The sequence below is a fragment of the Prolixibacter sp. SD074 genome, assembly GCF_009617895.1.
GTDB lineage: Bacteria > Bacteroidota > Bacteroidia > Bacteroidales > Prolixibacteraceae > Prolixibacter.
In genome coordinates, this window is the sequence record NZ_BLAW01000001.1 from 3,588,742 (window position 1) to 3,615,333 (window position 26,592).

Here is a 26,592-nt window from a genome sequence, read left to right on the forward strand (position 1 = left end):
AGCGGGACGGAATATGGAGACAACAGAATTAAACGTCGACCGGTTAGCGAACCTGAGAACCGGCGAAGCGGGCGTTATCACGAAAGTACTTGGGCACGGCGCCTTCCGTAAACGGATTACCGAAATGGGATTTGTGAAAGGGAAGATGGTCCGTGTCATTAAGAATGCTCCGTTGCAGGATCCGGTGGAGTATGAAATCATGGGTTACAATGTGTCGTTGCGCCGCAGCGAAGCCAACTTGATTGATGTTTTGTCGGGCGCCGAAGCCGACAGCCAGAAGCTGAGCGGCTTCAATGGTATCATTTCCGACAACATACTAAAAGTAACCGCCCGCGAAAAGAGCAAGACCATCAATGTAGCATTGGTAGGTAACCCGAACTGTGGAAAGACCTCGTTCTTTAACCAGGCTTCCGGTTCGCATGAGCGGGTTGGAAACTATGGCGGTGTCACCATCGACGCGAAGATGGCCCGCATGCGGCAGGATGGTTACCTGATTAACATTACCGACCTTCCGGGAACCTACTCGATTACTGAATATACGCCGGAAGAGTTATACGTTCGGTCGCACATCATGGAGCGCATGCCCGATGTGGTCGTCAACGTGGTAGATGCCTCGAACCTGGAACGAAACCTCTTTCTTACCACGCAGCTCATCGACATGAACATCAAGGTGGTGATTGCCCTGAACATGTACGATGAACTGGAGAAAAAAGATGCCCGTCTGAAATATCGCGAACTGGGTGGCATGCTCGGTATCCCGATTATTCCAACCGTTGCCGTGAAGGGGCAGGGCATTAAAAACCTGATGCGGAAAGTGATTGATGTGTACGAAGACCGTGACCCGGTTGTGCGGTATGTGAACATCAATTATGGACACGATATTGAAAAATCCATCGATATTCTCCGGAAGGAGATGGACAAGGATGAACGGCTGATTGATAAATATTCGTCGCGTTACCTGGCGGTGAAATTGCTGGAAAACGACCGGATGACCCGTTCGATGCTGAAGAAGTACGATAATTTTGCCCGCATCAACGAGCTGACTGACCGCGAGATTGCCAAACTGGAAAAGGCTTTCGGCGAATCATCCGAAACGGTCATTACCGATGCGAAATATGGTTTTGTGGCAGGCGCATTGAGCGAGACTTATATTGAAAGCCGCGAGAAGAAACGGCAACGCAGCAAAGAGATTGACTCATTTATTACGAATCGGTTACTCGGCTTTCCCATTTTCATCTTTGTCATGTGGCTGATGTTTCAGGCCACGTTTACCCTGGGCAATTACCCGATGGAATGGATTAATGCGGGCGTAGGCCATATCGGCGATTTTGTGGGCAGCCACATGGTGGCCGGACCGTTGAAGGACCTGTTGGTCGACGGCGTGATTGGCGGCGTGGGCGGTGTAATTGTCTTCCTTCCCAATATCCTGATTCTGTTCTTCTTCATCTCCTTTATGGAAGATACCGGTTACATGGCACGCGTTTCGTTCATCATGGACCGCCTGATGCACAAAATCGGGTTGCACGGAAAATCATTCATTCCGCTCATCATGGGTTTCGGCTGTAATGTACCGGCGGTGATGGCTACCCGCACCCTTGAAAACCGGAAGGATCGTATCCTGACGATGATGATTACGCCGTTCATGTCGTGCAGTGCACGGCTGCCGGTGTATGTATTGATTATTTCTGCCTTCTTCCCGAAAAACCAGGGACTGGTGCTCTTTGCCATCTACATGATTGGTATTATCATGGCCATTGTGGTCGCGCTGGTGCTGAAGAATACGGTCTTCCGCAAAGCAGTCGTTCCGTTCGTTATGGAGCTGCCGCCCTACCGGATGCCAACCTTGCGGAATACGTCCATTCACATGTGGCACAAAGGTGTTCAGTACCTGAAAAAAATGGGCGGCGTCATCCTGGTTGCTTCTATTTTGATTTGGGCGCTGAGTTATTTCCCCCGGGACGTCGACTACTCGGAGAACTATGATGCGAGCATTGCCCAGGTGGAAAACAGTACTTCGTTGGGCGAAGCGCAAAAGCAGCATCAGGTATCGCAGCTGGAAATGGCCAAAGCTTCCGAGCGCCAGGAGCAATCGTACATCGGCCGGATGGGCCATGCCCTGGCTCCCGTGTTGAAGCCGTTGGGTTTTGACTGGAAAATTGGGGTGAGTATCCTTACCGGACTGGCCGCCAAAGAAATTGTGGTGAGTACTATGGGAATTCTTTATCACGCACAGGGCACTAATGATTTCGGGACATTGGTAAAGAAGCTGCAGCAACAGAAACATACTTCAGGAAAACTTAAAGGAGAGAGGGTGTTTACACCGTTGGTTGCCTTTGGTTTTATGTTGTTCATATTGATTTACTTTCCGTGTGTGGCAGTAATTGCAGCCATTAAGAAGGAATCGAACTGGAAGTGGGCCGTTTTTAGTATGGTGTATACCACGGCGATTGCCTGGGTGGTGGCCTTTGCCACATACCAGATTGGAAGTTTGTTTGTTTAACCCGAAAAATTCACACGCGATGGTACAAATTATATTGGTGTATATCATTGTCTTTTCAGCGTTTGCCTATATGGTATACAGCATTGTCAAGAGTTTGCGCTCGAAAGGTGCGTCGGGAGGATGTGCCGGATGCAGTGGTTGCGATCTGAAGAACATGGCCGGTGCCAAAGCCTGTCATCATCCGGTTCAACAGGTGAGTAAAAGTCATTCCTGTTGTTCCTGATACGAAACAAGAAATAAAATCCTTTTTTTATTCAGACCTGGCCAATCGGCACTGTTATATTGTCGGTCAATTTACAGTCAGACCAACGGCCTCTCCGGAAATGGAGGGGCTTTTTTTGTTTTTATTTATTTTATGAAAAAAATGCCACAGCAGGTGTAACATATTTTCTTCGATAGGGTTTTCTTGATAAAACGGTTACATTACTACCGTGAAAAAGGAGCTCATAAAAGAGTAGTTTGCTCAGTTTAACCAGATTAAGAATCAATCATATGAAAAAGCTTGTTATCCTTTTGTTCCTTTTGCTGCCATTTGCATCGATGGCGCAAAGCAACCCCACCGATTACCTGTTCGATAAATATGCGGGCCGCGAAGGGGTGGAAAGTGTGAATGTTCCACATCTGCTCATCTGGTTTGCCCGTTGGTTTGTAGACGATGAGGACCAGGATGCCAAAGAAATTCTCAGTCAGGTCAATTCGGTACATGTGCTGAACATTGAAGACAAAGAGCTGAATAACCGCACTGATTTTTACACCGAGCTAAGGGCCAGTGGCGCTCTCGATCAGTTAAAGGAAAAATACGATTTGCTTTTGGAAACGAATGACCATGGTGATCGCGTTCACATTTTTGCCCGAATGGATAAAATGAATTACATCCGCGAGTTAATCATCATTGTGGGAGGCCAGGAAAATACGCTGGTTTCGATTATCGGGCGGATGGATATCAAGAAGATTGCCGATCTCGATCGCTCGCTCCACATGGGCGGGATGAATGAATTGAGCCGGCTTGACAGCACGAAGGTGAAAAAATGAACTAAGCGATGTAACGATTTCCCGGCAGGGGAGTCATGATACTGACAGAACCAAACGAATCGAATCGTTCGTAAGCAATGGATTCCAAAACATTTAAAGTTGAAGTCGTTCCGATGTCCGGTAAGTTGCTCCGGTTCGCCGTCCGGTTTCTCCGCGACGATGAGCAGGCGAGAGATGTGGTTCAGGAGGTATTCATGAAATTATGGAGCCGCCGGAGGGACCTGGCAGGAGTCGATAACCTGGAGGTTTACGCGATGCGGATGACAAGGAATCTGTGCATCGACGAGATACAGAAGCATCGGACGATTCCGATGGAACAGTTGAAGGACCGGAACGAATGGATATCGAATATGAAGCAGGCCGACGAGTTGGCTGAGCAACAAGATACCGCCCGGTTGGCAAAAGAAATCATCGGTGCGTTGCCCGAACAGCAGCGAGCCGTGATTCACCTGCGGGATATCGAACACTATGAACTGAATGAAATTGCCCGGGTACTGGATATGCAAAACAGTGCAGTTAGGACAAATCTGTCGAGGGCACGAAAAAAAGTGCGTGATGAAATGATTAAACGAATGGACCATGGAAACCCGAAGAGTAGAAATATTACTGGAAAAGTTCTTTGAAGGTCAAAGCACCTTAGAGGAAGAGCAGGAGCTTCGGGACTTTTTCCGGGAAAACCGGGATTTGCCGGAAGCGTTGGAAATCAATCGTCCGTTCTTTGAAGGACTGGATGATCCGGTAGATGCGATTTTTTGCTGAAAGAATTACGAATGCAATAGAAATGCGCGAACGGATTATTCAGCGGAAGCGTTTTACGCACCAGGTTACCTGGTTGGGCGGTATTGTTGGTGTCTAAGTAAACATAAAATTGATCGTTCGCATACCAGATCCATACGTTCATCAAAAAAATGAGAATATCGGGTTACCTGAAACTCCTTTTAAGTATTAACAAATAGTTACTATCTAATAATGTTTATTCTTTAACTTAAACCTTACATTATGAAAAAGATGAGAATTATTACCGCCTTAGTTCTATTATTTAGTCTTTTTTCCTGTACCCAGGACTTAAATTATCCTGATCAACCAAAAAAGGATAAGAATGAACTTGTAAAAAGTGTGCCATTACAAAATGAGCAACTTATAAATGCAGTCACTGAATGGCAAAATAGTAATAGTGATGCTTTTTTAAAATCAAGTTCAATGGTCAGTTTTGATTTTAACAATTTGAAACTCGTTTCATTAGCAAATGAAGCATCCTCATCTGCCGTATTTGCAAATGAAATCGGGTATGATCCAGACAATAAAATACATTTTGGGATTGGATTCTTTCCAGATGGAGATGAGATTAAGGATGTAATGATTGTGAAATCGGAAAAACTTACGTAGAAGTTGTATGAAATAACATATCTTGATATGGATTTTAATCCATTATTTATGATTCAGTTTGATCTTGAGAACAATACTTCCCGATATTTCGGATTGAAATCAGGACAGGCAGCAATGGACTGTATTACTGACGTTTATACAAATCATGGTTACCTTTCCGTTTGGGCTTGGGTGCAAACTGCATTTTTACCGGTTACGGCTGTCGCTGTTGCAGGAGCGTGTATTGGAAATAATTTAAATTGAAAAATTAATAGGTGATGAAAAATATTTTTATCTACTATTTGGTGATCCTACTTCCTTTTATTCCTTTGGTTTGGTTGGTTTTTAGTCCGTATATCCTGACTTTTGTTATTGCATTGTTATTCTATGCAACCATTTATCGTGGATTGACCGACTATTTTAGATTAAGAGCCAAAGGATACAAAGGTTACGATTTGCGTCGGTTATTTATACCATTTTATGGACATATCAAATATTTCAAGGCTTTGTACCTTAAATGAGCGATTCGCAAATTCTAACTTGCTGCATTTCCCGATAGGGAGGGAGTCCATAAAAAGAAAGCTATTTAGAAAAAGAAACCCGGAAGTTATTTCCGGGTTTTGTATGATGAAAGAACTGACTTAGCGTCGTTTTTTCCTATCGTTGTTCCGGCGGAAATCACCACCACCACTATGTCTCTTGCCGCTGTTGTTGCCATTGAAGCGCGGCTTTTGTTGCGGTGGACGTTCGTTTGATTCGGTCGCCACAATTGGGATACCGTCGAACATCAGCTTTTTCGCCTGTTGAACGAATGAACCTGCCTGTGAACTATCGATTTCAACAAATGAGAAATTGCGCAGAAGGTCGATGCGTCCTACCTCCAGGTTGCGTTTTCCCGTGGCTTTTACGGCGATGGAAATTAGTTCTTTGGGACTTAATCCTTTTTTGCTGCCGATATTGATGTGGAAGCGGGTCATCGGGATACCCTTCTCGTTGTGGCCCTCCCGTTTGCTGTTCCGCGGTCTTCCGTCTCTGCCTTCTCTTCCTGTCGGAGCTTCTACCGTATTCAGATCTTCCGTTTCACGGTAGTATTTCAACAACTGGTTAAACTCCATCGATACGAAATGCTTGATAAGCTCTTCGCGGGTTAATCCTTCCAGTTTTTCGTAAATGGCCGGCATGTAGGTTTCAATCTGAGAATCATCAACCTCCGTTTCACCGAGGCGATCGATATAATGAAGCAGTTGCCGTTCGCAAATGGCTTCACCAGCCGGGACAGGCATCTTTTCAAATTTTTTGCCGATGCTCTTTTCAATCATCCTGATTCTTCCCTGCTCCTTCATGTGAATGATGGAGATGGAAGTCCCGGAGCGTCCGGCGCGGCCGGTACGGCCACTTCGGTGCGTATAGTTTTCGGTATCGTCGGGCAGGTTAAAGTTGATAATGTGGGTCAGGTGGTTCACATCCAGTCCACGGGCAGCCACATCGGTAGCTACCAGCATCTGTACCCCGCGGGTACGGAATTTATCCATTACAAAGTCGCGTTGTGACTGTGACAAGTCACCATGCAGGGCCTCGGCATTATAACCGTCCTGAATTAACCTAGCAGCCACATCTTTTGTTTCCATCCGGGTACGGCAAAAAACAATACCATAAATGTCGGGATGAAAATCCATAACCCGCTTGAGCGCTGCATAACGGTCGCGGGCATGTACCATGTGGTAGATGTGACTTACATTATCAGCGCCGGCATTTTTCTTACCTACGGTAATTTCCACCGGCGAAGTCATATACTTTTTTGAGATGGTGGCCACCTCTTTTGGCATGGTAGCCGAGAAGAGCAATGTGTGTTTGGTCTTCGGTGTTCCGGCCAAAATGGCGTCCAAATCTTCCTGGAAGCCCATGTTCAGCATTTCGTCCGCCTCATCAAGTACCAGGATTTCGATGTTGGAGAGGTCGGCTTTTCTCCGGCGGACCATGTCGTGCATACGTCCGGGGGTAGCCGTAATAATTTGCGGACCTTTTTTCAGCGCCCGAATTTGCGGCTCAATGGCTGCGCCACCATATACCGAAAGGATATCTACGTTAGGGAGAAACTTAGCGTAAAGTTCCATTTCGTGTGCAGTTTGTACGCACAACTCACGGGTTGGGCTTAAAATCAGTACCTGTGGTACTTTTTTATTGGTATCAATGCTTTGCAGTATCGGCAACCCGAAAGCCGCCGTTTTACCGGTTCCTGTTTGTGCCAGACCGACCAAGTCGCCGGGTGATTGCAAATATTGTGGGATAATTTTCTCCTGAATCGGAGAGGGTTCTTTAAATCCCAGTTCGTGGATCCCTTTGATAATCCTCGGATCCAGGCCCATTTCTTCAAATTGTATCATGTGAAAATTTTAATTGGGCCTTCCCGCTTTAATCGAACCGTTAAACCAAGTCTGCCACAAATCATTAACGCTTTTCCAACCTATCGGGAAAAGTCGGGCAAATGTACGACGATTTTTCATTAAATAGGAATGAATTGCCATTCATGTTAGGCAATAGGATAAATCATAACAATTAAGAGAGATTGGGGGCATTAATATGTATTATAGAAAATGATGATAACAGGTTATGGATATAAAAAGTTTTTGATCGTGATTACATGCTATTTTTTCCGCATAAATATCTGAATGGGAACCCCGGTGAAATCGAAGTTTTCCCTGATTTTGTTTTCCAGGTAACGTTTGTACGGTTCGCGAACATATTGCGGCAGGTTACAGTAAAAAGCAAATGCCGGGGTATGTGTCGGAAGCTGAGTGACATATTTGATACGGATGTATTTTCCTTTGTATGCTGGTGGTGGATAAGCCTCTATGACTTTCTGCATCACCTCGTTTACTTTCGATGTAGGGATACGTTGCGTCCGGTTGGCGTAAACATGCAGAGCCTCCTCCAGCGCTTTGAAGATACGTTGTTTGGTCAGTGCCGATGTGAAAACAACCGGAATATCGGTAAAGGGTTCAAACCGTTCCATAATTTTCCGGCGGAACTGTTCCATGGTGTGGTTGTCTTTTTCAACCAAATCCCACTTGTTCACCACCACGACCACGCCTTTTCGGTTCCGTGCAATCAGGTTGAAGATATTCACATCCTGGGCTTCTACACCAATGGTCGCATCGATAAGCAGCAAACATACATCGGCATTTTCGATGGTGCGAACCGAGCGCAGAACCGAATAGAACTCCAGATCTTCCCTGACGTTTTTCTTCTTCCGCAACCCGGCCGTATCAATCAGGATAAAATCATATCCGAATTTGTTGTAACGTTGTGAAACCGAATCGCGGGTGGTGCCGGCAATATCGGTTACAATGTGCCGATCTTCCCCGACAAGGGTATTGATGGTCGACGATTTTCCCACGTTGGGCCGTCCCACAATGGCAATCTTGGGGATGCTTTCCTCTTCTTCCTCTTCAGTATCCTTTGGCAGAATGTTTACGACAGCGTCAAGCAGGTCGCCGGTACCGGAACCGTTAACAGACGAAACGGTGTACACTTCATCCAGTCCCAGTGAATAAAATTCAACAGCGTCCAGTGCGCGCTGATGGTTATCCACCTTGTTTGCTACCACAACCACTTTTTTGCTCACGCGGCGGAGCATTTGGGCCACTGACTGGTCCAAATCGGTGATGCCACTTTCCACATCTACCACAAACATAATTACATCGGCCTCTTCGATGGCCACATGCACCTGCTGGCGAATGCCCTTCTCAAAAATATCGCCCGATCCGGAAACGTAGCCCCCGGTATCGATAAGCGAAAACTCCATACCATTCCACAGCACTTTGCCGTAGAGCCGATCGCGGGTTACGCCCGGTTCATCGTCCACAATGGCCTTCCGTGATTCGGTCAATCGGTTAAAAAGGGTCGATTTACCTACGTTGGGCCGTCCAACTATCGCTACTATATTGCTCATTTACCGGTCTTCTAAATTTATTGAAACTCGTATCCGAAGTTTCTCAGCATGTTTTCTTTATCGCGCCACTCTTTGGCGACTTTCACATAAAGCTGCAAAAATACTTTTTTCCCGAAGAATTCTTCCATATCCTTGCGGGCTTCGGTACCCACCTTTTTCAGGGCTTTTCCCTGGTGTCCGATGATGATTCCTTTTTGGCTGTCACGCGCCACATAAATTACGGCGTCAATACGGAGAATTCTTTCTTCGTCAATGAACGACTCTACTTCGACCTCAACCGAGTAAGGCACCTCTTTCTGGTAGTTCAGCAGAATTTTCTCACGGATAAGCTCCTGTGCGAAGAAACGCTCGTTTCGGTCAGTCAGCTCGTCTTTCGGGAAGAAGGGAGCTCCTTCCGGCAGTAATGCCAGGATTCGGTTGAACACCACATCGATGTTGAAATTTTCAGTCGCGGAAATTGGAAAGACTTCAGCGATGGGCAGTAATTCGCGCCAGCGGGTCATCTTTTTTTCCACCTCTTCCTGATTCGAACGATCGATTTTATTTAATAAAACCAGAATTGGAATATCGTTTTGGCGAATTTTGTCGATGTATTCAATATTTTTTTCAAAATCTTCAACCACATCAGTCACATATAGAATGATATCGGCATCGACGAGAGCCGTCGACACAAACTTCATCATCGATTCCTGCAACTTGTAGTTCGGTTTCAGGATACCCGGCGTGTCGGAGTAAATAATCTGAAAATCCTCGCCGTTCACAATCCCTTTAATGCGATGACGGGTTGTCTGCATTTTGGATGTGATGATAGATAGTTTTTCCCCTACCATCGCGTTCATCAGGGTTGATTTTCCCACATTCGGATTTCCGATAATGTTGACAAATCCGGATTTATGTCCCATACGTTTGTTGTTCTTAATATTTTGGTACAAAGATAATAATATCGCTTTATCCCGGCATCGGTAATCCGAAGCCGGAGTTATATTCATGTTGTTTTAATCATATCGACGATTACCGTTTTTGGAAATTCAGAAACATCCCGATTTTAAAAGCCCAGTTATCCCGCTCGGCCGGCAGGGCATACGGTCCGTAGCGGTAATAAACGCCCAGGCCATAACTTAGCAAACCAGTTGGCAATAAATTGTCCAGTTCGAAGCCGGACTCGAAATAACCTTTCCGGAAATCACCCGCTGACAGTTGATACGCATTTGGGTATTTGTCGTCCAGTTTTCCAACACCTGCGTGTTGAACGACCATAATTTCCGGATGAAAGCTGGTGCTGCCGTGCATGAACAGTTTTCCCAGGCTTTGCCTAATGAAGATGGATGCATACTGGTTTGCTGTGAATTCGTTCATGCGCATAGTGGCAAAGGAGTAGGGCGCCAACAGGGTGAGCGACGACGTATAACTACCGTTGCCGTTGAACAATTCCGGATACGGCACATCACCGGTTACATTTCCCGCTTTGACTATTACACGTGTGGGCCCCGAAGGGGTTAGCATGAATTTCATCCGGCCTTTCAGTTCCAGTTTGTTAAACGTATATTTTCCGCCGAGCCAGGGAATTCCCCTGTAAGCATTCAGGAACCACTCGCTGGAGGCCGGTTTAAAGGTATAGAGACCGTCGGGAGCTTTGTATATTTTTTCGCCGGGTGCAAATCGAAGCTGAACGCCAACACGGCTGAGTTTGTATTTTTGAATGGAATCGGATGCAATGGTACTGAAGCGATTATCAGAGGCGTCGGAAACCAGCTGGATCTTCAGTGTTTGCAACGGACGGAACAGGAAACGGGCCGAATAACGTTTCGATGCATACATGTGCCGGATAAGCAGATCGCGGAAAAATTCCGGTTGCAACAGGTCTCTTTTTTCGAGAAAATCATTGCCTCCTGTTTCCCGGTTTTCATCGTGGTAGCCTAATTGAAATCGTAAATCGCGGTAGCCTGATGGAAATAGATTAAGCCATTCGCCGTGCCGGATTTTTTTATCCTGAAAACCGTAGGTAGCATATCCCCCAACGCTGAAGTAGCGCGACAGTTTTGAATTGGTTTCCAGCCCGAGTCCGGGTTTGAATCCTTCGTAATCGTTATAGTTTACCAATCGTTTCCAGTCCCAGTTGATAGGTCCCAACGGAACCTGTCCGTCAATTAGCGACTTGAAGTTTTGCAGCTTTTCTTCCAGATGACTGGCTCGCCCCAAACTATCAATAATCCGGTAGGTCTCAGCATCGAGCGGGCTGGCATGGCTTTCCCTGAATTGCTTTACATTGGCAGGAAGCGATTGTTTTACCCCTGAATAAGTAACGGCATTTTTAGGGAAGTCCTTTCTTGTAAACTCCGGATTCGCTTCCCGCTGCATCAGGTAGGTACGGCTTTTTCCCACCAGTAGTAGTTTGTCCAGGGTGCTGTCTGACGATTTGGAACCGGGCAGCTTATTCAGATGAAACTTCAGTTCGGTGTCCAATTCGAGCGGGAACCATTGTCCGTCAGGTAAGCGGTTGTATTTTTGCCGGATGTTAATTTCCGGTTTGCCCTTTTGAACTTGCGCTGGTTTCGACAGGAAGGTTTCTACGGCATAACCGTTGCTGTTGATGTGCAATGTTCCCGTCATTCCGTTGAAGTTCCGGTTTTTTCGTGGCTGGAAGGAAATCACAAATAGCGAATCGCCTTCCGGGGTATAAAGAGTGTCGCGCAACAGGAAAAGGTAATTACGAATAGCATTTCTGCTGATTGGCGAAAGAAATTCCTGGTCCAACAATTGGAACTGATTCCGGTAAACGGAAAAGGATTGCAGTTGCGTGGCCAACACCATGAACGAGGGATTTTGAATCCCGGATACGCGCGATTGTAAAATCTCTTCATGTTCCCGGTCGGGCTTTTCGGCATTTTTCCGGCTAACGGTTTCGATTAAGAAAAGATGTTGTTTTTGCGAGCGTTTCAATAACCTGGTGGCCGTTGTATCGGAAGGCAGCAGCGGTCTGTTTGTTCTTTCGGCCGTAATCCAGAATCGGTGATAAGCTGTATAGCAATATCCATTCAGCTCGTCCGGATCGTTCTTCTTCCGGTTACGAAGAACTTTTACCATGATGGTTTCAGCCGGATTTTTTCCCGGAAAGACATTCACGGCTTCCAGTTGGATTTCGGTTGGCAATAACCGGATGAGCAACGGTTTTTGCAGGAGATGTTGCTTGTCGAGGTATTGTGTCCGGTAGCCCATATAACTCACCCGCAGGTATTCCGCTTTCGCCGAAGGAATGGTGAAGTAACCATCTAGGTTGGTGACTGTTCCTTCCTGGTTGGCATTATACACAATGTTGACGAACGGAAGTGGATCACCGGTCCTTTCGTCTAGCACCCGCCCGGAAATACTTTGGGCATGTGCCGGCAAGGCAAAGAACAATGCCCATCCGGTGATGAATAATTTGATAATGTTGTTAATCTTCGAGTTCGTTGAGCTCATGAAGGGTGTCCTTCAGTTGTTGGTGATATTTCCCGTAAAGGTTTTTGAATCCCAGGTGAAAAATAAAGGTAAGAATAGCGACGAAAATACCGAGGAAGAAAAGCATGATACTGATAACCAGGGCGACAAGCAGGAACGAATCGCCTAAAGTATTACTCACTGAAGTATATCCGTGATACATCCCGATAGAAAAGGAGAGGCCTGCCTCGAAAATAAACAGGAAAAGCGCCAGGTAGAACTGCTTTTTGAAAGTGGCCAGCACCATTAGTAATTTATTGAGTGCTGTGGGTAAATGTTCGGCAGCCAGATGCGGTACGCGTAACCGGTAATATTTCCATGCAAATGAAATAAAAGTAGATGCGATTAAAATACTGACGATCCATCCCGAGAACAGCAGCCACTCCGGTGGTTGTGGCACTTCTTCGAACAGGCCGTTATTCAGTATCGAGTTGGGCAACAATTTATCGATGAACGTAAGCAGAATGAACAGGGCCAACAGGCCAAACCCGATTTTCACATTTCGGTCGAGCCGGGAAATAATGCCCTCGCCACGGTTCGTCAAAATCTCCCTGAGCTGGTCTTCTTCGAGCCTGTTTTCATCGGCCGAACGATCGGCCACTTTCTTCCATGCTGTTTTCAGTTCGGATAATTCCATCAGGCATCCACGTTTAAAATCGCTTTCAGTTTTTTCTTGATACGGTTCATTTTCACCCTGACGTAATTTTGAGTAATCCCCGTAATTTTAGCTATCTCTTCGTATTTTTTATCCTCCATGTAAAGCAAAATGATTGATTTTTCCACCCCTGTCAATTGTTCAATCGCTTTATGGAGCAACTTCAGATTTTCTTCAAACTCGTAGTCGTACTCTTCCGCAGTTAGTTGAAAACTGACCAGATCAATCTGATTATTCAACGGATGTCGCGATGCCTTTTTAAAAGCGGTAATGGCCGTATTAAGAGCAACGCGATACATCCATGTGGAAAATTTCGATTCGTTTCGGAAGGATTCGTACGACTTCCATAGCTGAATCAGAATTTCCTGAAAAAGATCTTTTCGATCCTCGGGATTATCACAGTAAATGCCTGTGACCTTATGAATGATCCCTTGGTTTTCAGATATTTTTCGTAGAAATTCCCGATCCAATTTGCTAAAGTATAAGTCTTACCTGTGAAGTTTGAATTACACTAAGATAGACGAAAATTGAAAATCTTCCCTAAAATGAACCCATTTTTAGGAAACTCACTTCGTCTTCGGAAAGGAAACGCCATCTGCCGCGAGGCAGGTTTTTCTTTGTCAACCCGCAAAAATATACGCGGTCGAGCTTCTGGACCTTGTAGCCAAGGTGCGCGAAGATACGGCGTACCACGCGATTTTTACCGGAATGGATTTCGATTCCCACCTGTTTTTTGTCTTCCGGATCTACATAGCTAACCGAATCAGCTGCCACTAAACCATCCTCCAGCGTAATTCCATTGACGATCTGCTGCAGGTCGTTCTTGCTGACATTTTTGTCGAGATGAACGTGATAAATCTTCTTACGGTTGTATTTCGGATGGGTGAGACGTTTGGTCATTTCACCATCGTTGGTGAAAAGCAACAGTCCTGTAGTCGTTCTATCGAGCCGTCCTACCGGATAAATCCGTTCAGGACAGGCATTGCTGATTAACTCCATCACCGTGCGATCGGCGTGTGGATCTTCCACGGTAGTGACAAACCCCTTCGGTTTATTCAGCAATACGTATACTTTGCGCTCAGCAGAAATACGCTGACCATTAAAACGTACGTCATCACCGGGTTTTACCCGGATACCCATTTCGGTTACCGGTTCCCCGTTGACAGTTACCACACCCGAAGCAATGAACGTATCAGCTTCTCTACGGGAGCAAATGCCTGCATTGGCAATGAAACGATTGAGGCGTATGGTTCCGTCATCTTCCCGCTTAACACGCTGTATGCGTTCAGTGCTACCGACACGTTTATCGCGCAGATTTTTCTCACCAAACCGGCCACGGATGACTTTTCCATCCTTGTTCATGTAGCGGTCCGAATCGGGTTTGTCCGCATTTCTTCGTGTATTTAGTTCCTGGCGGCGGTCGCCCCGCTCTTCATTTTTCCCTGAAAAACGATTGTTTTTACGGTAAGCCGGATTGTCTGGGCGATGGTTATCGCGGCCGGAGCGAGAATCTTTTCTATCGGAATATTCTCTCCTGTCAGTTCCTTCATTTCGGTTGAAACGATTGGGGCGATCGCCTCTCTCGGGGCGCTCAGTTCTTGAAAAATGTTTTGGATTTCCTCTTCTTTCCGAACCTTCAGTTCCAGAATGCCGGCTGGTCCTTTCGCTTCTTTCTGTGCTTCCCGGCCTTGAGTAATGACTGGGCCTTTCACTTCTTTCCGTATCTCGCGGGCCGGAGAATCGTCCCGGCCTGTTGCTGTTTGTTGAGCCTGTTGCCCCTGCAATCCGTTTGCGCTTTCCAACCCGCTCAGTGGTTTTGTTCGTGCCCACACGGCTGCTGCTTCTTCCTCCGACGGTCCGCTTTTGTGGGCGGTCCTGTCCTCTTCCTTTTTTCATCATTTCAATATATTCTGTAAACTAATTTAATCGCCGCAAAGTTCGCAAAAAAATGAATATAGTATTATGATTTTATGAGATTCGATGCATTTAACATGAAAATAATAATGGGCTAAAACAGAAAGTCATTCAGTTAGTTAGGTTTTGAATGGTTGGAGTTGACAGCGTTGGGAACGTCAGGCGGTATTTTAGAGGTGATGGATGAGGAGAAATGGGTCCACAGGTTTTTTCTTTGAAATGAAACCCTTTTTCGGCAATTTTGCTCATTCAATCCAAAACAAAACGATCCACTTTATGACACTAATAAAATCCATTTCAGGAATACGGGGCACCATTGGTGGAGTGCCCGGCGAGGGGTTAAGCCCGCTCGATGTGGTCAAATTTACCGCAGCCTATTGCACCTGGGCGAAGAATAATCAAACCAGCGAAGGGAAACTGCGTATCGTGGTCGGTCGCGATGCCCGGATTTCGGGAAAAATGGTCAACGCTTTGGTATCCGGCACCTTGATGGGAATGGGGGCCGATGTAATTAATATCGGTTTGGCAACAACGCCAACCACCGAAATCGCGGTGACAACAGAGAATGCCGACGGCGGTATTATTTTAACTGCCAGCCATAACCCTAAGCAGTGGAATGCGCTGAAATTGTTGAATAACAAAGGCGAATTTCTAAACGGTGCAGATGGAAAGACGGTGCTGGCAATTGCTGAAAAAGAAGATTTTTATTTTGCCGAAGTGGATGATTTGGGAGTGGAAACGGAGAAAGATTACACCAACTACCATGTTCAGCATGTGCTTGACCTTGACCTGGTAGATGTGGAAGCCATCCGGGCTGCTAAGTTTAAGGTGGCTGTTGATGCAGTTAATTCAGTGGGAGGTGTGGCTGTTCCTGCCATGTTAAAAGCGCTCGGCGTATCAGAGGTAGTGGAAATCAACTGTGAACCGCACGGACATTTCGCGCACACGCCGGAGCCCATTCCGGAAAACCTGCAGGAAACGTCGGCGATTATTCGTGACAAAGGTGTGGATGTTGGCTTTGTCGTTGATCCGGATGTTGATCGGCTGGCCATCATCAACGAAGATGGCACCATGTTCAATGAGGAATATACCCTGGTGGCTGTTGCCGATTATGTGTTGAGTCAGACGCCTGGCAATACCGTTTCTAACTTATCTTCTTCCCGGGCACTGCGGGATATCACCGAAAAACATGGTGGGACCTATGCCCCTTCAGCAGTGGGAGAAGTGAACGTAACGACCCTGATGAAAGAGACCGGCGCAGTAATTGGCGGCGAAGGAAACGGTGGAGTAATCTATCCGGCCAGTCATTATGGGCGCGATTCGTTGGTGGGAATTGGTTTGTTCCTGACCCATCTGGCTAAATCAGGCAAAAAATGTTCGGAATTGCGGGCGCAATATCCCAATTATTTTATTTCGAAGAATAAAATTGAACTGACTCCGGAAATTGATGTAGATGCCGTTTTGGTTGCCATGAAGGAAAAATATCAGCATGAGCAAGTGAACGATGTGGATGGTGTGAAGATTGATTTTGCTGACGAATGGGTGCATTTGAGAAAATCGAATACCGAACCCATCATTCGTATTTATTCCGAAGGTAAAAGCATGGAAAAAGCCGAAGCGCTGGCAGCGAAAATTATCGGTGAAATAAAAGCGATAGTGAACAACTAACCACTTCAGTTTTATCTCATCTATAGACAAAGTGGTTTTCACATAACAGGGGCACCGTCTTCTTCTTTTTATAAAAGTTCCAAAGGGGGGCCCTTCTTTTTTTCAAATGAATAAAGACAATCTCAGGGATGAATGAAATATGTGGATTTTCCTGTTATGCAGCCATGTTACAACCCTTCGGGGTTTCGAAATCCTTGCAAAAATCCTTTTGATTACATCCTATTCTGGTTATATTTGTTTGCTTTTTAGAAAAAAGTATAGAAACTGATTGATAATTGAATTCTTAATTGCAAGGTTTATGAAAGTTACTGTAGTAGGTGCAGGAAATGTTGGCGCTACTTGCGCCGATGTATTAGCTTACCGCGAAGTGGTAAACGAAGTAATTCTGGTTGACATTAAAGAGGGTTTGGCAGAAGGCAAAGCCCTTGATATTTGGGAAAAAGCTCCCATCAATGTATATGATACCCGCACCGTAGGCGTATCGAACGATTATTCAAAAACAGCCGGTTCGGATGTTGTGGTGATTACATCCGGGCTTCCGCGTAAACCGGGAATGAGCCGCGATGACCTGATTGAGACTAACGCAGGTATCGTGAAATCGGTTACCGAGAATGTGGTTAAGTATTCACCGGAAGCCGTTGTTATTATTGTGTCCAACCCGCTGGATGTAATGACATATCAGGCACACCTGACTTCAAAATTCCCACGCTCGAGGGTTATGGGAATGGCTGGTATTCTGGATACTGCCCGTTACCGTGCGTTCCTGGCTGAAGCATTGAATGTTTCGCCAAAGGATATTCAGGCAGTATTGATGGGCGGCCATGGCGATACCATGGTTCCGCTGCCACGTTATACTACGGTTGCTGGTATTCCGGTTACCGAATTGATTGACAGTGAAAAACTGGAAGCCATTGTATCGCGTACAAAAACCGGTGGTGGAGAGTTGGTTAAACTGATGGGCACATCGGCATGGTATGCCCCGGGTGCTGCCGCAGCACAAATGGTTGAGGCCATTGTGAAAGATCAGCGTCGTGTATTCCCGGTTTGTGTGAACCTGGAAGGCGAGTACGGCATCGATAATTGCTACCTGGGAGTACCGGTTATTTTGGGTAAAAACGGTATCGAAAAGGTAATCGAACTTGAATTGAACGAAGATGAAATGGCGATGCTGAAAGAGAGTGAAGGCCATGTTCGCGAAGTAATGAGCGTGCTCGATAAATTGAACAGCAAGTAAACAATACTTCATCATAAATAGAAGGGGAACTGAAACAGGTTCCCCTTTTTTTGCCTTTAATATGGAAATTATTATCCCGATTGAGCTGTGTGAACTGGAAGCCGGAACTTACCATCCATTGGTTAAAGCCCGGTTCGGAAACGAGTATGTCGGCTGGTGGGTGATCGATTCCGGTGCATCGAAATCGGTTTTCGACAAAAGCCTGGCTGAGCATTATCAACCCGATGAAAACCCCGTAAAACAGGCAACTGGCCTTGGCAAGGATTTAGTGGAAACCGCTTCGGGTGAAATCGGTGAATTATGGCTGGGACAGTTCAATTTTGGCTTGCTGACGATTGTATTAATTGATCTGGCGCACATTAATCAGGAATATGCCCGTTTCTCCGATAAGCAGATTGTCGGATTATTGGGCTCGGACTTTCTGATTCGGTACAAGGCAGTCATTGATTATGGTCAGCAGCAACTGGTTTTAAAATTACCCGGCATGGAGGGGTTTGCATAACATTTGCTTCCATGTATTGTGGGCCATCTGACATAACGGGCATTGCTCCGTTGAAAACCATTGTATTCAGAAAAAAATAAATATCTTTGCGTGCTAAGCTGAAAACGTATAAAATTGTCAAATTACATAGGAAAATTAAACTGATATCCCAATGCAGAATAAAGGATTGATAAGGCTTTTTGCAATCCTGCTAGCCTTAATTTGTGTTTACCAGCTAACCTTTACTTTCAAGGCCAAACAGGTCGAAAAGGATGCTCTGGAGTACGCAAACGGGAATCCTCAACGTGAAACGTATTATCTCGATTCAGTTGCCGGACAGCCCGTATTTAATTTCCTGGGAATTCGTAAATATACTTACCGTGAAGTGAAAGAGTACGAGATGAACCTCGGTCTTGACCTGAAAGGTGGTATGAACGTAACCCTGGAAATTTCGGTGCCGGATCTGATTCGCTCTTTGGCTAATAACAGTAAGGATTCAACATTTAACGCTGCGCTGAATCTGGCGACTGAACGTCAGAAGAGCAGCCAGGAGAATTTTGTAACCCTGTTTGGACAGGCTTTCGAGCAAATTGATCCAAACGGTCGTCTGGCTGCCGTATTTAATACGGTTGACCTGCGCGATAAAGTGAATTACAATTCGACCAACGCACAGGTATTGCAGGTTATCAGAAAAGAGACAGATGGCGCCATCGATAATGCCTTTAATATTCTTCGTAGTCGTATCGACCGTTTTGGTGTGGCTCAGCCCAACATTCAGCAATTGCAAACCAAAGGTCGTATCCTTATCGAGTTGCCGGGCGTAAAAGACGCTGACCGTGTCCGGAAGCTGTTGGAAGGAACTGCCAAGTTAGAGTTCTGGGAAACATGGGAAAACGGTGATGTTTATCCTTATCTGCTGAAAGCAAACCAGCGTTTGCGTGAAATGAACGAAACCGGAGAGAACACGGTTGATCAGATTGCTGAAAAAACAACAGAAACACCTGAGGTAAAACCGGAAGGCAAAAAAGCCGAAGCAAAGAAAGATACCACCGGTACCAGTCTGTTGGATGAGTTGGATAAAGCACAAACCAAAGATTCGCTTTCGGCTGGTTCGGCTGCCGATATTGCTAAAAACTTCCCGCTCTTCTCGGTATTGCCGCCCAATACTTCCCGCGACGGACAATTGTTCCGGGGGCCGGTGGTTGGCTACGCGCATTTTAAAGATACGGCCCGGGTTGACCAATATCTGAAGATGCCGCAGATTCGTTCCATCTTTCCGCGTAACATGATATTCCGCTGGACATCCAAGCCGATGGATAAGAAAGGCGATTACTATCAGTTGATTGCGTTGAAGGTAACCAACCGTGATGGTAAAGCGCCACTCACCGGTGATGTGATTACAGATGCACGTCAGGAGTTCGGTCAAAACCGTGCAACCAGCGAGGTATCCATGACCATGAACAGTGAAGGGGCCAAAACCTGGGCTCGTCTGACCCGTGAAAATGTAGGTAAATCCATTGCCATTGTTCTTGATGGCCTGGTCCAGTCGTTCCCGACTGTACAGGGTGAAATTACCGGAGGCCGTTCATCCATTACCGGCAACTTCACGGTAAATGAGGCAAAAGACCTTGCAAACATGCTGAAGTCAGGTAAAATGCCTGCTCCGGCTCACATCGTTCAGGAAGAAATTGTAGGACCGACACTGGGTAAGGAATCGATTCGCAATGGTATGTGGTCGTTTGCTATTGCCTTCGTGCTCATCCTTATTTATATGTTGTTCTTCTACAGTGGAAGTGCTGGTCTGGTTGCCAACCTGGCGCTGGTAACGAACCTCTTCTATATTATTGGTATTTTGGCGTCATTGGGAGCAGTGCTTACCCTACCGGGAATTGCGGGTATCGTTCTGACGATCGGTATGTCGGTGGATGCGAACGTGCTGATTTATGAGCGTATTCAGGAAGAGTTAAAAGCTGGCAAGGGTATGAAGCTGGCCATCCAGGATGGTTACCGGAATGCTTATTCGGCCATCATTGATGGACAGGTAACTACGTTGCTTACCGGTGTAGTTCTGTTCATGTTTGGTTCTGGTCCGATTAAAGGTTTTGCTACTACGCTTATCATTGGTATTCTGACTTCCATGTTTACCGCCATTTTTATTACCCGTCTGGTATTTGAAAGATGGTTAGCAAAAGATCGTAAAATCAAATTCGTTGCATCGGGGACCGCCGAATGGCTCAGGAATCCGACAATTAAATTCCTCAACAAGCGGAAGGTTTTCTACGGTGTTTCCGGAACGATGATTGCCATTGCACTGTTTGCATTGATATTCAAAGGGCTGAATTATGGTATCGACTTCAAAGGAGGCCGTACTTATGTTGTTCGTTTTGAGCAACCGGTCCCGGTACAGAAAGTGATGAATTCACTGACACCTGAGTTTGGTTCAGCGCCTGAAGTGAAAACCTTCGGTGGCGATAACCAGTTACGTATTACAACCGATTATCGTATTGATGAGGATGGAAACAATGTGGATTCCGATATCGAAGACAAATTGTACGATGGGATAAAACAGTACCTACCGGCCAATACATCTGAAGAGGAGTTTCTTTCTAATTACCGGATGAGTTCGCAAAAAGTGGGACCGACCATTTCGGATGATATCCGGAAAGATGCATTGATATCCATACTCTTTGCACTGGTTATCATCTTCCTTTATATTTTGATTCGGTTCCGGCAGTGGCAATACTCTCTTGGGGCTATTGTGGCACTTGCACACGACACCTTTATCGTTGTCGGAATGTTTGCCTTATTAGATGGTTGGTTATCATTCTCGCTGGAGGTCGACCAGGCGTTTATTGCGGCCATTCTAACGGTACTTGGTTACTCCATAAACGATACGGTGGTTGTATTCGACCGTATCCGCGAGTACCTCCATTTGCATCCAAAGCAAGACCGGAAGGACGTGATGAATGCAGCCATCAACAGCACATTACGTCGTACATTCAGTACGTCACTTTCAACTTTCGTGGTATTGCTGGCCATATTCCTGTTCGGTGGAACATCTATTAAAGGATTCACCTTCGCGTTGATGATGGGTGTAGTTGTAGGTACCTATTCTTCGATATTCATCGCAACACCGATTGTTTACGATACCGTCAGTAAAGTGAAGGAGAGAATTACCAGGAAGAAGAAATAATCTGAATAACAAAGATATTTTCTGAATGGATATGCCCGGTTGCGCTAAGCGATCGGGCATTTTTAATGGTGTCACTCTAAAATCTGATGTGGGACGATGACAATTGCCGGATGAATGTTATATTTGTTCAAAATCAATTACCATGGGGAATGTGTTGCTCTTTGTGAGTGGTTCAGAGTTGGTTCTGGTCTTATTACTGGCGCTGCTGTTTTTCGGGGCGAACAGTATTCCTGAAATTGCCCGGACGCTGGGTAAAGGGATGCGCGAATTTAAAAAAGCGACGAGTGATATCCAGAAAGAATTTGAAAATCATACCTCAGACTTGAAAAAAGATGTCAATAATTTTACCGATTCAGTAAACAGCGAATCCAATAAACTGAGCAGAAAGATTGAGGAAGAGCTTGAGGAAAAAAACAATGATGCGGCACACGGGTAAACCGTCGACATTTGTTGTGTTTAAAATATATGGATCTCTTTTCGCCACGAGGTGAAAGGAGGTTTTTCTTTTGTAGAAAGGAATTGGAACGAACGATTACCGTTAACTTACCCTTTGTGGAATATCTGAAATTACTAGGCGGCTTAATTCTTTTACTTGTCGGCGGCGATTTGCTGGTGCGGGGAGGGGTAGGTCTTGCCCGGCATTTTAAAGTTTCGACCCTCGTTATTGGAATCACGGTTGTTGCCTTCGGAACGTCGGCCCCTGAGTTCATTGTGAGTCTGGACGCTGCGATTTCGGGACACCCCGAAATTTCTATCGGAAATGTGGTGGGATCCAATATTGCCAATATCGCTCTGGTACTTGGATTGACTGCCACGTTGATGGCGATGCCGGTTAAACGGGAGACGATACGTTTTGCCTGGCCGGTCATGTTTGCTGCCAGTATCCTGTTTTATCTTTTTATCATGGATGCAAAGGTGGAACGGGTTGAAGGAATCGTCTTCTTTATCGCTTTGCTTTGGTTTATTTGGAAAAGTTTCCAGCGTTCACGGCGACAGAAAGAAGCTCATGAAATACTTCCACCGCGTTACTCGATTCCGGTTGGTTTCTTTATTATTGCCCTTTCGATTGGAGCTTTGGCATTTGGCTCACGTATTCTGATTGACGGTGCCTCAACCATTGCCCGAAGCCTGGGAATTACCGAACGAATTATTTCCATAACGATCGTTGCATTTGGGACCAGTCTTCCGGAGCTTGCCGCATCGGTTATGGCCGCGATAAAAAAAGAAGCCGATATTTCTATCGGTAACATCATCGGATCCAATATTTTCAATCTGTTTGGTGTCATTGGGCTCACTGCGGCCATTCATCCCATTCCGGTAGATTTTACGGCATTCCGGTTTGATACCATTTGGATGCTGGGATTTGCCCTTGCTTTATTCTTGTTTATTATTCCTTTACGGAAGAATTTGATAGCTCTGCGCGAGTCGGGCTGGCATAAATTTTCTGTGCTGCGGAATCCGTACGGAGGAGAGTTGTTACGTATCGAGGGGTTTTTACTCTTCGTATTTTACATTGTTTATATCGTTTCCATCATTTGAGTTTCCGATAGGAAATTAGAGCGGCATTTATTTTTTCGGTATTTTTAGGTGACCTGAAATGGTCGTGACCGTAAACAAAAATGAGTAAAAAGAATATCATATTACAGGCAAGCAATATCACTAAGTCGTTTGGCGATTTGCAGGTATTGAAAAGTGTATCGCTGGAAGTCTACCAGGGTGAAGTTGTATCGATAGTTGGCGCCAGTGGTGCCGGAAAAACAACCTTGCTGCAAATCCTGGGAACGTTGGGAAAGCCTGACAGCGGCAAGGTTCAGATCAATAAAAAGGAAGTATTTAAAATGGGAGAGCGGGAACTTTCCCGTTTCCGGAATAGTGAAATTGGTTTTGTCTTTCAGTTCCATCATTTGCTGCCGGAATTTACCGCCTTCGAAAATGTGTGTATTCCCGGGTATATTTCAAAGCGCGACAGGAAAGAGGTGGAAGCAAAGGCGCAGGAACTGCTCGAAAGTCTCGATCTGAGAGATCGGTTTCATCATAAGCCATCGGAATTATCGGGAGGCGAAAAGCAGCGTGTGGCGGTTGCCCGTGCATTGATCAACGATCCATCGGTGATTTTGGCCGACGAACCTTCCGGGAACCTCGACTCGCGTAACCAGGAATATCTGTTCTCCCTGTTTTTTAAGCTGAAGGAGAAATTTCAGCAGACTTTCATTATTGTTACCCACGACGAACATTTTGCCAAAACCACCGACCGGATGTTGCGCATTCGCGATGGTGTGATTGAGAATTAGAACGCATGACCGGCCAGGAACTAAAAAGCTTTCTCGACGAAAAATATCTTTTATATAACCAGCTCCGGTTCATTGAAACCGATCCCATCTCCGTTCCGCGACTTTTTTCCCGCAAGGAGGACATTGAAATAGCCGGATTTCTGGCTGCGACCATTGCATGGGGGCAGCGGCCAACCATTATTCGCAATGCAAATAAATTGATGGATTGGATGGAACATCGCCCGTTTGACTTTATCACACAGAGTAATGTGGAACATTTTGATCGTTTTGGAGATTTTGTGCACCGGACTTTTAATGGAATTGATTGCCGCTATTTTCTTCACGCTTTACGGGAAATTTATCGAGAGGAGGATGGTTTGGAGGCTTTATTTGTAGAAGGGTTTCAGCATGGTGGAAGTATAATGTCGGGAATTATCCATTTCCGGGAAAAGTTTTTGAGTTACGCGCCCGAAATCCGCACGCAAAAGCACGTAGCCAATCCGTTGAAAGGTTCGTCAGCCAAGCGTATCAACATGTTTTTGCGTTGGATGGTGCGGGATAATCGCACGGGTGTCGATTTTGGATTGTGGAAAGATATTCCGGCTTCGGCGCTGATGATGCCTTTGGATGTCCACTCAGGCAATGTGGCGCGAAAGTTGGGATTGCTGAAGCGAAAACAGAATGATTGGAAAGCGGTTGATGAATTAACTTCCCGTCTCCGGGATTTTGATTCAGAAGATCCGGTTAAATACGATTTCGCCCTGTTCGGACTGGGTGTTTTTGAGAAATTCTAAGCCAATGGAATCGGAGTCATTTGCCTTTAAACAGTTTGAGATCAAACAAGAAAAGGCCGCCATGAAGGTCGGAACCGACGGCGTTCTACTCGGTGCATGGGCCGACGTAACCGGGGCTAAAGCCATCCTGGATGTGGGAGCCGGAACGGGGTTGGTGGCGCTCATGTTGGCACAGCGTTCGGAAGCCATCGTTGATGCGGTGGAGATTGAACCAGTGGCATTTTGCGAAGCCAATCAGAATGTGGTTGCCTCACCCTGGGCTGCCCGGGTAACGGTCTTTCACTCTTCATTCCAGGAATTCACGGAAGGGATGCCCGACCAGTATGATTTGATTGTGAGCAATCCGCCCTATTTTGCCAATTCGCTTGCATCACCCGATAAGAACCGCACTGTCGCCCGTCACGATCAGTATTTATCCTATTCTGAATTGATTGAAGGCGCAACTAAAAAGCTTTCGCCGGAAGGCCGCTTTTGTGTTATTATACCATTCGCTGCATATGATGAATTTCGTGAAACCGCTCGTTTGAACGGCTTCTATTTGGTAAAAGTGGTCAATGTGGTTCCCCGCGAAAGTAAACCAGCCAATCGTGTTTTGCTGGAATTCAGCAAAAAGCCTGACGACCGGCAGGTAAGCGAATTGCGCCTTCGTGATGTGGATGGAAATTACAGCGAGGCGTATCGTATGCTGACAAAAGACTATTATTTAAAACTTTAAAAAAGGAAATACCGGACAATTCTCCGGCTGTTTTTTATTTTTAGCTATCAAAAATATTTTCATCCCTGGATTATGAGTCGAAAGTTATTGCTTCTCCTGTTGTTGTTTACGCTGTCTGTTCAGTCATCGCGTGCCCTACAGTTATCTCCAACTGCCCGTATTTCGCTCTTGACCTGCGAACCCGGAAACGAAATCTATTCCTATTTTGGCCATACAGCCTTGCGGCTACACGATCCGGGAAACAAAATTGACCTGGTGTTCAACTATGGTGTTTTCAGTTTCGATGCACCGAATTTCGTTTATCGCTTTGCGAAAGGGGAGACCGATTACATGTTGGCGGTGCAATATTTTTCCGACTTTATGCAGGAGTACATTTATTATAAACGAAGTGTGCATGAACAGGAAATTGATTTGACGCCGGATGAAAGGCAGCGCCTTTTCGATTTGCTGGTTGAAAATGCCAAGCCGGAAAATCGGGTCTACCGGTACAATTTCTTTTTCGATAATTGCGCAACACGTATTCGCGACAGGGTGGAAGAGGTGTTGCATAATAAAATTATTTGGGCACAGGAGACCGAAAAACCGGTTACTTTTCGTGACATGCTCGACCGCTACGTACCCGGAAACACATGGGCTGGGGTGGGAATAAAAATGGCGCTAGGCATTCCGGCTGATAAACAGATTACGTATTATCAGAAGATGTTCCTGCCCGACTACCTCTCGAAGGACTTTTCGGAAGCAAAAGTCTCCAGAGATTCGGTTGATGCTCAGTTGTGTTTACCGCGTACCACTGTTTATAATGCGCCTCCCCAAGAATTCAAACCGGAACTTTGGTCGCCGGTCAATGTTATTTGGGCCTTTTTTATTCTCGTACTCATATTCACCGTTTGGCAATACCGGAAACGGAAAGCCGGGATATGGCTGGACTTTATTATCTATCTTCTCTTTGGAGTTGCCGGATTTGTTTTGGTCTTCCTGACATTTGTTTCCACACATCCGGCAACGGGTTGGAACCTGAACCTCGTTTGGGCGTTACCAACACATTTCTTGTTTGCCTTTGTATTGCTGATAAAGCCAATGCGTGAAAAATTAAAGGGATATCACTGGTTTACAGCCGGCCTGCTGGTACTTTTCCTGCTAAGTATGCCATTGTTGCCGCAAACGTTTCACTGGCTGGTCATCCCGCTTTCGCTGATGTTATTGTTGCGTTCGGGGAAACATGTGCTGGATGATCTCCGTTTACGGGAAAATGCACAGGCCAGGTAATTATTTTTGGGCAGGCCAAACAAGTGAATAGTGCGGCTTGTTGAAAACTTCTGGTTACAGGAAAACAGGACGCTTT

26 protein-coding genes are annotated in these 26,592 nt (G+C 45.8%); 18 read left to right on the forward strand and 8 right to left on the reverse strand.

Annotation, left to right across the window (positions count from 1 at the left end; genetic code table 11):
- Positions 1-13: 13 nt before the first annotated feature.
- The 8 genes from feoB to GJU82_RS15415 all read left to right on the forward strand — a co-directional run bounded on the left by feoB (position 14) and on the right by GJU82_RS15415 (position 5,418).
- Positions 14-2,500 carry a ferrous iron transport protein B gene (gene feoB / locus GJU82_RS15380; protein WP_153632965.1) on the forward strand — a complete coding sequence of 829 codons (2,487 nt, stop codon included), beginning with the start codon at positions 14-16 and terminating at the stop codon, positions 2,498-2,500.
- A gap of 19 nt (positions 2,501-2,519) precedes the next feature.
- A complete protein-coding gene (locus tag GJU82_RS15385) occupies positions 2,520-2,723 on the forward strand; it encodes a FeoB-associated Cys-rich membrane protein (protein ID WP_153632966.1) in 204 nt (67 codons plus the stop codon).
- Between the two features lie 269 nt (positions 2,724-2,992).
- Positions 2,993-3,532 carry a DUF4252 domain-containing protein gene (locus tag GJU82_RS15390; protein ID WP_153632967.1) on the forward strand — a complete coding sequence of 180 codons (540 nt, stop codon included), beginning with the start codon at positions 2,993-2,995 and terminating at the stop codon, positions 3,530-3,532.
- A 77-nt stretch (positions 3,533-3,609) separates the two neighbouring features.
- A complete protein-coding gene (locus GJU82_RS15395) occupies positions 3,610-4,155 on the forward strand; it encodes an RNA polymerase sigma factor (RefSeq protein ID WP_153632968.1) in 546 nt (181 codons plus the stop codon).
- On the forward strand, positions 4,112-4,291 hold the full coding sequence (locus GJU82_RS15400) for a hypothetical protein (protein ID WP_153632969.1): 180 nt from the start codon (positions 4,112-4,114) through the stop codon (positions 4,289-4,291). The genes GJU82_RS15395 and GJU82_RS15400 overlap by 44 nt, the downstream gene beginning before the upstream one ends.
- 240 nt (positions 4,292-4,531) lie before the next feature.
- The gene (locus GJU82_RS15405; protein WP_153632970.1) at positions 4,532-4,918 is read left to right on the forward strand and encodes a hypothetical protein; all 387 of its coding nucleotides are present in this window, start codon (positions 4,532-4,534) and stop codon (positions 4,916-4,918) included.
- Between the two features lie 27 nt (positions 4,919-4,945).
- The gene (locus tag GJU82_RS15410; RefSeq protein ID WP_153632971.1) at positions 4,946-5,161 is read left to right on the forward strand and encodes a hypothetical protein; all 216 of its coding nucleotides are present in this window, start codon (positions 4,946-4,948) and stop codon (positions 5,159-5,161) included.
- Positions 5,162-5,175: 14 nt separating this feature from the next.
- Positions 5,176-5,418: a hypothetical protein gene (locus GJU82_RS15415; protein ID WP_153632972.1), complete on the forward strand. Its 243-nt coding sequence runs from the start codon at positions 5,176-5,178 to the stop codon at positions 5,416-5,418.
- A gap of 120 nt (positions 5,419-5,538) precedes the next feature.
- On the opposite strand, the gene GJU82_RS15420 is transcribed toward GJU82_RS15415, so the two are convergent.
- The 8 genes from GJU82_RS15420 to GJU82_RS17580 all read right to left on the reverse strand — a co-directional run bounded on the left by GJU82_RS15420 (position 5,539) and on the right by GJU82_RS17580 (position 14,783).
- Positions 5,539-7,281, reverse strand: coding sequence for a DEAD/DEAH box helicase (locus GJU82_RS15420; protein WP_153632973.1), 1,743 nt, complete (start codon positions 7,279-7,281; stop codon positions 5,539-5,541).
- A gap of 260 nt (positions 7,282-7,541) precedes the next feature.
- Positions 7,542-8,849: a ribosome biogenesis GTPase Der gene (der, locus tag GJU82_RS15425; RefSeq protein ID WP_153632974.1), complete on the reverse strand. Its 1,308-nt coding sequence runs from the start codon at positions 8,847-8,849 to the stop codon at positions 7,542-7,544.
- Positions 8,850-8,866: 17 nt separating this feature from the next.
- Positions 8,867-9,751, reverse strand: coding sequence for a GTPase Era (era, locus tag GJU82_RS15430; protein WP_153632975.1), 885 nt, complete (start codon positions 9,749-9,751; stop codon positions 8,867-8,869).
- Between the two features lie 109 nt (positions 9,752-9,860).
- Positions 9,861-12,308: a DUF5686 and carboxypeptidase-like regulatory domain-containing protein gene (locus GJU82_RS15435; protein WP_153632976.1), complete on the reverse strand. Its 2,448-nt coding sequence runs from the start codon at positions 12,306-12,308 to the stop codon at positions 9,861-9,863.
- On the reverse strand, positions 12,283-12,963 hold the full coding sequence (locus tag GJU82_RS15440) for a hypothetical protein (RefSeq protein ID WP_153632977.1): 681 nt from the start codon (positions 12,961-12,963) through the stop codon (positions 12,283-12,285). The genes GJU82_RS15435 and GJU82_RS15440 overlap by 26 nt, the downstream gene beginning before the upstream one ends.
- Positions 12,963-13,451, reverse strand: coding sequence for an RNA polymerase sigma factor (locus GJU82_RS15445; protein ID WP_153632978.1), 489 nt, complete (start codon positions 13,449-13,451; stop codon positions 12,963-12,965). Before GJU82_RS15445 ends, GJU82_RS15440 begins: the two co-directional genes overlap by 1 nt.
- A 70-nt stretch (positions 13,452-13,521) precedes the next feature.
- Positions 13,522-14,343, reverse strand: a complete 822-nt coding sequence (locus GJU82_RS17575) for a pseudouridine synthase (RefSeq protein WP_228488724.1) — start codon at positions 14,341-14,343, stop codon at positions 13,522-13,524.
- Between the two features lie 41 nt (positions 14,344-14,384).
- Complete coding sequence (locus GJU82_RS17580) at positions 14,385-14,783, reverse strand: hypothetical protein (RefSeq protein WP_228488725.1); 399 nt, start codon at positions 14,781-14,783, stop codon at positions 14,385-14,387.
- Between the two features lie 388 nt (positions 14,784-15,171).
- On the opposite strand from GJU82_RS17580, the gene glmM reads away from it, so the two are divergent.
- From glmM to GJU82_RS15500, 10 genes are all read left to right on the forward strand, one after another.
- Complete coding sequence (gene glmM / locus GJU82_RS15455; RefSeq protein ID WP_153632980.1) at positions 15,172-16,563, forward strand: phosphoglucosamine mutase; 1,392 nt, start codon at positions 15,172-15,174, stop codon at positions 16,561-16,563.
- 298 nt (positions 16,564-16,861) lie between these two features.
- A complete protein-coding gene (gene mdh, locus GJU82_RS15460; RefSeq protein WP_153632981.1) occupies positions 16,862-17,797 on the forward strand; it encodes a malate dehydrogenase in 936 nt (311 codons plus the stop codon).
- A gap of 61 nt (positions 17,798-17,858) precedes the next feature.
- A complete protein-coding gene (locus tag GJU82_RS15465) occupies positions 17,859-18,299 on the forward strand; it encodes a retropepsin-like aspartic protease (RefSeq protein ID WP_153632982.1) in 441 nt (146 codons plus the stop codon).
- 151 nt (positions 18,300-18,450) lie between these two features.
- Positions 18,451-21,471 (forward strand): protein translocase subunit SecDF, encoded by a 3,021-nt coding sequence (secDF, locus tag GJU82_RS15470; protein WP_153632983.1) that lies wholly within the window; start codon positions 18,451-18,453, stop codon positions 21,469-21,471.
- A 142-nt stretch (positions 21,472-21,613) separates the two neighbouring features.
- A complete protein-coding gene (gene tatA / locus GJU82_RS15475) occupies positions 21,614-21,907 on the forward strand; it encodes a twin-arginine translocase TatA/TatE family subunit (RefSeq protein ID WP_153632984.1) in 294 nt (97 codons plus the stop codon).
- A gap of 116 nt (positions 21,908-22,023) precedes the next feature.
- Positions 22,024-23,010: a calcium/sodium antiporter gene (locus GJU82_RS15480; protein ID WP_194831076.1), complete on the forward strand. Its 987-nt coding sequence runs from the start codon at positions 22,024-22,026 to the stop codon at positions 23,008-23,010.
- Between the two features lie 98 nt (positions 23,011-23,108).
- Positions 23,109-23,762, forward strand: a complete 654-nt coding sequence (locus GJU82_RS15485; RefSeq protein ID WP_153633431.1) for an ABC transporter ATP-binding protein — start codon at positions 23,109-23,111, stop codon at positions 23,760-23,762.
- 5 nt (positions 23,763-23,767) lie between these two features.
- Positions 23,768-24,535 (forward strand): TIGR02757 family protein, encoded by a 768-nt coding sequence (locus tag GJU82_RS15490; protein ID WP_153632986.1) that lies wholly within the window; start codon positions 23,768-23,770, stop codon positions 24,533-24,535.
- 61 nt (positions 24,536-24,596) lie between these two features.
- Positions 24,597-25,250 carry a tRNA1(Val) (adenine(37)-N6)-methyltransferase gene (locus GJU82_RS15495; RefSeq protein WP_194831077.1) on the forward strand — a complete coding sequence of 218 codons (654 nt, stop codon included), beginning with the start codon at positions 24,597-24,599 and terminating at the stop codon, positions 25,248-25,250.
- A gap of 72 nt (positions 25,251-25,322) precedes the next feature.
- Positions 25,323-26,516 carry a DUF4105 domain-containing protein gene (locus GJU82_RS15500; protein WP_153632988.1) on the forward strand — a complete coding sequence of 398 codons (1,194 nt, stop codon included), beginning with the start codon at positions 25,323-25,325 and terminating at the stop codon, positions 26,514-26,516.
- Positions 26,517-26,592: the final 76 nt, after the last annotated feature.

What these genes read in the sequence shown, in the direction of transcription:
- feoB (WP_153632965.1), top strand. Translation starts at nt 14, where the DNA reads ATGGAGACAACAGAATTAAACGTCGACCGGTTAGCGAACCTGAGAACC.
- GJU82_RS15385 (WP_153632966.1), top strand. Translation starts at nt 2,520, where the DNA reads ATGGTACAAATTATATTGGTGTATATCATTGTCTTTTCAGCGTTTGCC.
- GJU82_RS15390 (WP_153632967.1), top strand. Translation starts at nt 2,993, where the DNA reads ATGAAAAAGCTTGTTATCCTTTTGTTCCTTTTGCTGCCATTTGCATCG.
- GJU82_RS15395 (WP_153632968.1), top strand. Translation starts at nt 3,610, where the DNA reads ATGGATTCCAAAACATTTAAAGTTGAAGTCGTTCCGATGTCCGGTAAG.
- GJU82_RS15400 (WP_153632969.1), top strand. Translation starts at nt 4,112, where the DNA reads ATGGAAACCCGAAGAGTAGAAATATTACTGGAAAAGTTCTTTGAAGGT.
- GJU82_RS15405 (WP_153632970.1), top strand. Translation starts at nt 4,532, where the DNA reads ATGAAAAAGATGAGAATTATTACCGCCTTAGTTCTATTATTTAGTCTT.
- GJU82_RS15410 (WP_153632971.1), top strand. Translation starts at nt 4,946, where the DNA reads ATGGATTTTAATCCATTATTTATGATTCAGTTTGATCTTGAGAACAAT.
- GJU82_RS15415 (WP_153632972.1), top strand. Translation starts at nt 5,176, where the DNA reads ATGAAAAATATTTTTATCTACTATTTGGTGATCCTACTTCCTTTTATT.
- GJU82_RS15420 (WP_153632973.1), bottom strand. Translation starts at nt 7,281, where the DNA reads ATGATACAATTTGAAGAAATGGGCCTGGATCCGAGGATTATCAAAGGG.
- der (WP_153632974.1), bottom strand. Translation starts at nt 8,849, where the DNA reads ATGAGCAATATAGTAGCGATAGTTGGACGGCCCAACGTAGGTAAATCG.
- era (WP_153632975.1), bottom strand. Translation starts at nt 9,751, where the DNA reads ATGGGACATAAATCCGGATTTGTCAACATTATCGGAAATCCGAATGTG.
- GJU82_RS15435 (WP_153632976.1), bottom strand. Translation starts at nt 12,308, where the DNA reads ATGAGCTCAACGAACTCGAAGATTAACAACATTATCAAATTATTCATC.
- GJU82_RS15440 (WP_153632977.1), bottom strand. Translation starts at nt 12,963, where the DNA reads ATGGAATTATCCGAACTGAAAACAGCATGGAAGAAAGTGGCCGATCGT.
- GJU82_RS17575 (WP_228488724.1), bottom strand. Translation starts at nt 14,343, where the DNA reads ATGAACAAGGATGGAAAAGTCATCCGTGGCCGGTTTGGTGAGAAAAAT.
- glmM (WP_153632980.1), top strand. Translation starts at nt 15,172, where the DNA reads ATGACACTAATAAAATCCATTTCAGGAATACGGGGCACCATTGGTGGA.
- mdh (WP_153632981.1), top strand. Translation starts at nt 16,862, where the DNA reads ATGAAAGTTACTGTAGTAGGTGCAGGAAATGTTGGCGCTACTTGCGCC.
- GJU82_RS15465 (WP_153632982.1), top strand. Translation starts at nt 17,859, where the DNA reads ATGGAAATTATTATCCCGATTGAGCTGTGTGAACTGGAAGCCGGAACT.
- secDF (WP_153632983.1), top strand. Translation starts at nt 18,451, where the DNA reads ATGCAGAATAAAGGATTGATAAGGCTTTTTGCAATCCTGCTAGCCTTA.
- tatA (WP_153632984.1), top strand. Translation starts at nt 21,614, where the DNA reads ATGGGGAATGTGTTGCTCTTTGTGAGTGGTTCAGAGTTGGTTCTGGTC.
- GJU82_RS15490 (WP_153632986.1), top strand. Translation starts at nt 23,768, where the DNA reads ATGACCGGCCAGGAACTAAAAAGCTTTCTCGACGAAAAATATCTTTTA.
- GJU82_RS15495 (WP_194831077.1), top strand. Translation starts at nt 24,597, where the DNA reads ATGAAGGTCGGAACCGACGGCGTTCTACTCGGTGCATGGGCCGACGTA.
- GJU82_RS15500 (WP_153632988.1), top strand. Translation starts at nt 25,323, where the DNA reads ATGAGTCGAAAGTTATTGCTTCTCCTGTTGTTGTTTACGCTGTCTGTT.